Annotated in this window: 7 protein-coding genes; 5 read left to right on the forward strand and 2 right to left on the reverse strand. The window is 71.9% G+C overall.

What is annotated here, in order from left to right:
- The first annotated feature begins 88 nt into the window (after positions 1-88).
- From ACFY3L_RS07525 to ACFY3L_RS07535, 3 genes are read left to right on the forward strand one after another with little or no spacing between them, the layout of a single operon-like run.
- Positions 89-2,071, forward strand: coding sequence for a protein meaA (locus tag ACFY3L_RS07525; protein ID WP_389319696.1), 1,983 nt, complete (start codon positions 89-91; stop codon positions 2,069-2,071).
- A gap of 57 nt (positions 2,072-2,128) precedes the next feature.
- Positions 2,129-2,617: a SigE family RNA polymerase sigma factor gene (locus ACFY3L_RS07530; RefSeq protein WP_389319698.1), complete on the forward strand. Its 489-nt coding sequence runs from the start codon at positions 2,129-2,131 to the stop codon at positions 2,615-2,617.
- Complete coding sequence (locus tag ACFY3L_RS07535) at positions 2,614-3,390, forward strand: hypothetical protein (RefSeq protein ID WP_389319700.1); 777 nt, start codon at positions 2,614-2,616, stop codon at positions 3,388-3,390. The genes ACFY3L_RS07530 and ACFY3L_RS07535 overlap by 4 nt, the downstream gene beginning before the upstream one ends.
- 12 nt (positions 3,391-3,402) lie before the next feature.
- On the opposite strand, the gene ACFY3L_RS07540 is transcribed toward ACFY3L_RS07535, so the two are convergent.
- Positions 3,403-4,032 carry a DUF4126 domain-containing protein gene (locus ACFY3L_RS07540; RefSeq protein ID WP_389319702.1) on the reverse strand — a complete coding sequence of 210 codons (630 nt, stop codon included), beginning with the start codon at positions 4,030-4,032 and terminating at the stop codon, positions 3,403-3,405.
- A gap of 65 nt (positions 4,033-4,097) precedes the next feature.
- Between ACFY3L_RS07540 and nucS the strand changes: the two genes are divergently transcribed.
- A complete protein-coding gene (nucS, locus tag ACFY3L_RS07545) occupies positions 4,098-4,757 on the forward strand; it encodes an endonuclease NucS (protein WP_389319704.1) in 660 nt (219 codons plus the stop codon).
- Between the two features lie 126 nt (positions 4,758-4,883).
- On the opposite strand, the gene ACFY3L_RS07550 is transcribed toward nucS, so the two are convergent.
- The gene (locus ACFY3L_RS07550; protein WP_389319706.1) at positions 4,884-6,389 is read right to left on the reverse strand and encodes an aldehyde dehydrogenase family protein; all 1,506 of its coding nucleotides are present in this window, start codon (positions 6,387-6,389) and stop codon (positions 4,884-4,886) included.
- Positions 6,390-6,493: 104 nt separating this feature from the next.
- On the opposite strand from ACFY3L_RS07550, the gene ACFY3L_RS07555 reads away from it, so the two are divergent.
- Complete coding sequence (locus ACFY3L_RS07555) at positions 6,494-7,297, forward strand: alpha/beta fold hydrolase (protein ID WP_389319708.1); 804 nt, start codon at positions 6,494-6,496, stop codon at positions 7,295-7,297.
- The last annotated feature ends 126 nt before the right edge of the window (positions 7,298-7,423 follow it).

The raw sequence follows: 7,423 nt of genomic DNA on the forward strand, positions 1-7,423 counted from the left end.
GCCTTCACTATAGGCACCAGGGCTCCGGTGAGGATTTTCACCGACTCGAGGCGACCCCGGCCAAATTACCGTTCAGTAAGGTGCACGTATGGCGAAGCTCCCCGAGCGCGACCGCCCGTGGGTCATGCGCACCTATGCCGGCCACTCGTCGGCGGCCGCGTCCAACGCGCTGTTCCGGCGCAACCTCGGCAAGGGTCAGACGGGCCTGTCGGTCGCGTTCGACCTGCCCACACAGACCGGCTACGACCCCGACGCCGAGCTGGCGCGCGGCGAGGTCGGCCGGGTCGGCGTGCCGGTCGCGCACCTCGGCGACATGCGCACGCTCTTCGACGGCATCGACCTCGGTCTCGCCAACACCTCGATGACCATCAACGCCACCGCGATGTGGCTGCTCGGCCTGTACGTGACGGTGGCGCGCGAGCAGGGCGTGCCGCTCTCCTCGCTGGCGGGCACGACCCAGAACGACATCGTCAAGGAGTACCTGTCCCGCGGCACGCACATCTTCCCGCCGGGGCCGTCGCTGCGCCTGACCACCGACACGATCGCGTGGACCGTGGCGAACTGCCCGAAGTGGAACCCGGTCAACATCTGCTCGTACCACCTGCAGGAGGCCGGCGCGACGCCCGTGCAGGAGGTCGCGTTCGCGCTCGCCACCGCGATCGCCGTGCTGGACGCGGTGCGCGACTCGGGGCAGGTGGCCGACTTCGGTGCCGTCGCGGCCAGGATCTCCTTCTTCGTCAACGCGTCGGTCCGCTTCGTCGAGGAGACCGCGAAGATGCGGGCCTTCGGCCTGATGTGGGACCGCCTGCTCACCGACAGATACGAAATTTCCGACAAGTCGGCGAAGCGGTTCCGGTACGGCGTGCAGGTCAACAGCCTCGGCCTCACCGAGTCGCAGCCCGAGAACAACGTGCAGCGCATCGTGCTGGAGATGCTCGGCGTGATGCTGTCGCGCGACGCCCGGGCCCGCGCCGTGCAGCTGCCGGCGTGGAACGAGGCCCTCGGCCTGCCCCGCCCGTGGGACCAGCAGTGGTCGCTGCGTATGCAGCAGGTCCTCGCGTTCGAGTCCGACCTGCTGGAGTACCCCGACCTGTTCGAGGGCTCGCACGTCATGACCGCCCTCGTCGACGACCTGGTCGCCGGCGCGACCGCGGAGCTCGACCGGGTCCTGGAGATGGGCGGGGTCGTCGCCGCCGTCGAGTCCGGCTACCTCAAGAGCGCCCTCGTCGCGTCGCTCGCCGAGCGGCGCGGCCGGATGGAGCGCGGCGAGGACGTCGTGGTCGGCGTCAACCGCTTCCCCGAGACCGAGCCGTCGCCGCTGGTCGCCGCCGGCGCCGCCGCGATCGAGCAGATCGACCCCGCGGTGGAGAGCGCCGCGGTGGAGTCGCTGCTCGCCTGGCGCGCCGCTCGTACACCCGCCGACGTCGACAACGCGCTCGAGCATCTGCGGCAGGTCGCGGGCGGCACCGGGAACCTCATGGAGGCCACCCTCGACTGCGTCCGCGCCGGCGTCACGACCGGCGAGTGGGCGTCGGTGCTGCGCGACGTCTTCGGCGAGTACCGCGCCCCCACCGGGCTGACCGGCGCCGTCTCCGCCGCGCCCGGCTCCGCGCTGGTGGCGGTCCGCGAGCGGGTCCGGCGCACCGCGGAGGAGCTCGGCGCGGGCCGGCTGCGGATGCTGGTCGGCAAGCCCGGCCTCGACGGCCACTCCAACGGCGCCGAACAGATTGCCGTCCGCGCCCGCGACGCCGGCTTCGAGGTGGTCTACCAGGGCATCCGCCTCACGCCGGCGCAGATCGTCGCGGCGGCCGTCGAGGAGGACGTCGACCTCGTCGGCCTCTCGGTCCTGTCAGGTTCACATCTGGCGGCGGTCGCGTCGGTACTGGCGGGCCTGCGCGCCGAAGGCCTGGACGACCTCCCGGTGGTGGTCGGCGGCATCATCCCGCCCGCCGACGCCGCCTCGTTGCTCGCCTCCGGCGTGGCCAGGGTCTTCACCCCGAAGGACTTCGCGATCACCGACGTCGTCGACGAGCTGGTGACCGTCGTCCGGGAGGCGCACAAGCTCCCCTGACGTCGTGCAACCTTTCCCGCATTCGTGCCGTCGTAGCGCGGAGAATGGGGGAGGTCCATGGCACAGGACGACGAATTCCGCGACTTCGTCGCGGCACGGATGGACCGCTGGCGCCGCACCGCGTTTCTGCTGTGCCGCGACTGGCACGCCGCCGACGACCTCGTGTCGATCATGGTCGGCAAGCTGTACTGGCACTGGGGCAAGGTCAGCCGCGCCGACAACCGGGACGCGTTCGCCCAGCGGGTGCTGACCCGCACCTGGCTGGACGAACGCCGCCGGCCCTGGTCGCGGGAGCGGGCCAGCGCCCGCCTGCCGGAGCCTTCGCACAGCCCGCACGCCCGCGTCGACGACCGGGCCGAGCTCGACGACCTGCTCGGCTCGCTCGGCCCGCGCCAGCGCGCCGTGCTGGTGCTGCGCTTCTACCTCAACTGCTCCGTCGAGGAGACCGCCGATCTGCTGGGCATCTCCATCGGCACGGTCAAGAGCCAGTCGGCGCGCGCCCTGGAGGCGCTGCGCAATCTCGCCGCATCGGGGGACCAGCGATGACACAGCAACTGTTCGACGACATGATCGGCACGCCGCCGCCGTCCACCGTGGACGTCGACGCGATCGTGCGCCGCACGACGGGCCGGCGCCGGCTGCTCCGCGCGGGCGTCACCGGGCTCGCGGCACTGGCGGTGCTTGCGACGGTCTCGCCGCTCTTCCTGCTGCAGCGCGGGGACACGCAGGTCGGCGGGCCCTCGGTCGCCCCGTCGGCCGGCCCTTCGGTGTCCGCGTCGGGCGGGCCGCCGCCGGACCTGGACCACTTCATCGACGACGCGATGCGCAACTGGCTGCAGCCCGGCGCGCAGTGGGTGGGTCCGCCGCCGCACATCGTGCTGCCCCCTTCCGGAGGCACGACCACCATCGCCCGGGCCGGCATCGTCTCCGCCGGACGCGCAGGCACGATCGTGATCACGGTCTGGCCGCACGGCCAGGACGCCGCGTCCGGCTGCCAGGGCCTCGACGGCTGCACCGAGATGCCCCTCAGTGACCCGGACGGCTGCGCGCAGTACGAGAGCCGCCTCAAGGAGACGTGCCTCGGCCTGGTCGAGAGCGAGCCCCTGTGCGGCCGCGTCGACGCCGCGGTCCGGCCCTCGCTGGGGCTGACCCACCCCGGCTGGGAGCTGCGCTGCACGGTGCCCGGCGGCCGGGCGGTGTCCATTCTGGTCACCAACCAGACCGGTGCGTCCGCGGACCCGCTGCCCCAGCCGGAGCTGCCGCTCCAGCTCGAGCAGCTGATCCCGATCGTCACCGCCCTGGTGACCCAGGCGCAATGAGGCGGCTCGCGGTCAGGTCGGGCGGTAGCCCTGGGACTGGGCCCACCTGGCCGCGGCCTTCTCCTCCTTGCGCCGCTTGCGGCGTCGCATCAGCCACCAGAACGCCACGAACAGCAGCACGATGAACAGCAGCACCAGCACCGGCAGGATGATCGCGACGAGCGACATCGCCACGCTCGCGATGTCCTCGATCGTGCTCACCACCGGCGCGCCGAAGCCCGCAGTACTGGCGTTGATCACCGGTCTGGACGCGGCCTTCAGGCCGTGCACGCCGAGCGAGATCGCCCCGCCCACCACCAGCGGCACCCACTGATGGCTGCTGAAGAACGAGCCGGGATCGGTCACCGTCACCGTCTCCGAGCTGGACGCCGCGCCGAACGCGAGCCCGCCGGCGGTCGGCCGCACGAACGTCTGCAGCACGTCGTTGACATGGTCCACCACCGGCACCTTGTCGGCGACGAGCTCGATCGCCAGCAGCGCGGCGATGATCGCGATCGTCCAGCCGTTCTCCATCCACGACCAGCTGCCGGGCAGCGTGATGAGATCGGTGTATCTCGCCAGCACGCCGATGGCGAGCAGCGGGATGTAGGCGTTGAGCCCGGCCGACGTGGCCAGGCCGAGCCCCGTCAATGACTCAAGCACGTCCCTAGCATGACATCGACCCGCCACTTCGGCGCTGTTGTCCGGGCCCGGCTAGGCTGTCGCGCGTGCGTCTCGTCATCGCCAAGTGCTCGGTCGACTACATCGGCCGGCTCACGGCCCACCTGCCGCCCGCCATCCGCCTCATCGTGGTCAAGTCCGACGGCTCGGTCCTGGTGCACTCCGACACCGGTGGCTACAAGCCACTGATGTGGATGACTCCGCCCTGCCGCCTGGAGGAGTCCGAAGGCCTCTGGAGAGTGGTCAACAAGGGCGGCGAGGAGCTGCAGATCACCGTCGAGGAGATCCTGCACGACGGCGCACACACCCTCGGCATCGATCCCGGCCTGGTGAAGGACGGCGTCGAGGCGCACCTGCAGGTGCTGCTCGCGGCCGCCCCGCAGACCCTCGGCGAGGGCTACACGCTGGTGCGCCGCGAGTACATGACCGCGATCGGCCCCGTCGACCTGCTCTGCAAGGACGCCACGGGCGCCTCCGTCGCCGTCGAGATCAAGCGCCGCGGCGAGATCGACGGGGTCGAGCAGCTGACCCGCTACCTGGAGCTTCTCGGCCGCGATCCGCTGCTGGCCCCCGTCCGCGGCATCTTCGCCGCCCAGGAGATCAAGCCGCAGGCCCGAGTCCTCGCCGAGGACCGCGGCATCCGCTGCGTCGTCCTCGACTACAACGCCCTCCGCGGCATGGTGAAGGACGAGTTGACGCTGTTCTGAGGCGGCCGGGGCCCCGGCTGCGCGCCGCTCCGCGGCGCACAGCCGCGCCTCCGTGATCCCGAATGGTTGCGGTAGCCCTGGCCACCAGAACCGCACGGGATCATGGAATGCGGACGCAGCGGGCGGCTACTTGGAGCGGCCGTGGATGAGCTTGACGAGCTTCAGGGCCTGCATCATGGACTTCTGGGTGCGGTCGAACGTCGTCAGGGGCAGCAGGGTCGGGCCGCGGCGCTTCACGATCGCCTTCGGCCGGGTGAACTCGCGCAGGCCGTCCTCGCCGTGGATGCGGCCGAAGCCTGAGCCGCCCACGCCGCCGAAGGGCAGCGACGGCATGCCGGCGAAGGTCAGGGCCGAGTTGACCGACGTCATGCCGGAGCGGACGCCACGGGCCAGCTCCAGGCCGCGGGACTTGGAGAAGATGGCGCCGCCCAGGCCGTACCCAGTGCCGTTGGCGCGCTCGACGGCCTCCTCGGCGTCCGCCACGCGGGCGATCGTGAGCGTCGGGCCGAAGGTCTCCTCCTGCACGGCGGCCGCGTCCTCCGGCACGTCGACCAGGATCGTCGGGCTGACGAACGGCGGCCGGACCGCCTCGGCGCCGCCCAGGACCGCCCGGCCGCCGCGGGTCAGCGCGTCCTCGATGTGCCGGCGGATGATGTCGATCTGCGAGGGCATCGTGATCGGGCCGATGTCCGCCGCGCCGTCCTCGCCGACCGTGAGCTTCGCCGCGCGGGCCACCACGCGGCCGAGGAACTCGTCGTAGACGCGGTCCGCCACGTACACGCGCTCGATGCCGACGCAGGTCTGGCCCGCGTTGGTGAGGCCGCCCCAGACGCAGGCCTCGGCGGCGGCGTCCAGGTCGGCGTCGGCGGCGACGATCATGGCGTCCTTGCCGCCGCACTCCAGCAGCACGGGGGTCAGCGACTCGGCGGCGGCCGCCATGACCTTCTTGCCCGTCGCGGTCGAGCCGGTGAACGCGATCTTGTCCACCCCTGAGCGGCACAGCGCGCCGCCGACGTCGCCCATGCCGTGCACGATCTGCAGCACCGGGTGCTCGGGCACCACCTCGGCGAACCGGTCGACCACCCACTGGCCCACCGCCGGCGTGTACTCGCTGGGCTTGAACACCACGGCGTTGCCGGCGGCCAGCGCGTACGCGATGGAGCCCATCGGCGTGAGCACCGGGTAGTTCCAGGGTCCGATGACCCCGATCACGCCGAACGGCAGATACTCCAGGTAGGAGCTGTGCTCCGTGAGCAGGATCGAGGAGCCGACCCGGCGCCGCCCGAGCACCTTGCGGGCATGGTTCGCGGCCCAGGCGATGTGGTCGACCGCGGCGATCGCCTCGACGAGCGCGTCCGCGGTGGGCTTGCCGCCCTCGCGGTGCATCAGCTCGGCGAGCTCCTCCAGGCGGTTGGTGACCAGGCTGCGGAACGTCAGCAGCCGCTTGCGGCGGCCGGCGAAGCCGAGTCCGGCCCACCAACCCGCCGCGTCCCGGGCGCGCCGGACCGACTCGATGACATGATCAGGGGAGGCCACGGGGAAGCGGCCGACCTCTTCGCCGCTGGCCGGGCTGGTCGAGATCAGCGAGCCCTCGTCGATGGCGGGGACGCCGGGAGTTCGCGTGGCGGTCATGGCGCCGAGTGTAAACCCGGAAATTACTCACGAGTAGCCCCGAAAACCGTGTCGAGAGCGCCGCGCCGGCAACGACCGGCAGCCGGAACCACCGAGGAGGAATCATGAAGGTCGAGACACTCAAGGTGCCCGGGGCGACGCTGCGCTACGAGATCCGTGGCAGCGGCCCCGTCCTGCTGCTGATCTGCGGCGGCGTGTACGACGCGGAGGGCTTCGACGGCCTCGCCGAGGCGCTCGCCGACGAGCGGACCGTCGTCACCTACGACCGCCGGGGCAACTCGCGCAGCCCGCTCGACGGCCCGCCTGCCGTGCAGTCGCTCGAAGAGCACGGCGACGACGCGTACCGGCTGCTCGGCGCGGTCGGCGTGACCGAGGACGAGCCGGCGGACGTGTTCGGCAACAGCTCGGGCGCGGAGATCGCCCTGGAGCTCGCCGCCCGGCACCCGGAGCTGGTCCGCACGGTGGTGGCGCATGAGCCGCCCGCGTTCGAGCTGCTCAGCGACGCCACGCGGTGGCGCGACCTGATGCGCGAGGTCGAGGCGACGTTCCACCGTGACGGCTGGGGCGCGGCGATGCACGTCTTCGGCGAGGGCCTGAAGATGTCCGACGAGAAGGGCGCCGAGGCGTCACCGGACTTCATGGCGCGGATGCAGGGCAACCTGCCGTTCTTCATCGGCTACGAGGTGCCCGCCTTCGGCGTGTGGGTGCCGGACCTCGACTCGCTGCGCGCGGGGACCGCCCGGATCGTGCCGGCGGTCGGCGCGGCGAGCGCGGGGGAGGCGCCGCACCGGGTGGGGGTGGAGCTCGCGGACCGCCTGGGCGTCGAGGTCGTCGAGTTCCCCGGCGGCCACGGCGGCCACGGGGACCCGGCCGCCTTCGCTCCGCGCCTGCGTGAGGTGCTGCTCTGAGGCGCCGGGTGGCGTGGTGGCGGTGATGTGCCCCGCCGGCCGTCTTCGGGTTTCCCTGCCGGTGGTCGGTTGAGATCGAAGTCGTGTGGTGGTCGTTGGGGCGGCTGTGGCTGTCCTTTGATCATG

This window comes from Dactylosporangium sp. NPDC000521 (genome assembly GCF_042898305.1).
Lineage (GTDB): Bacteria > Actinomycetota > Actinomycetes > Mycobacteriales > Micromonosporaceae > Dactylosporangium.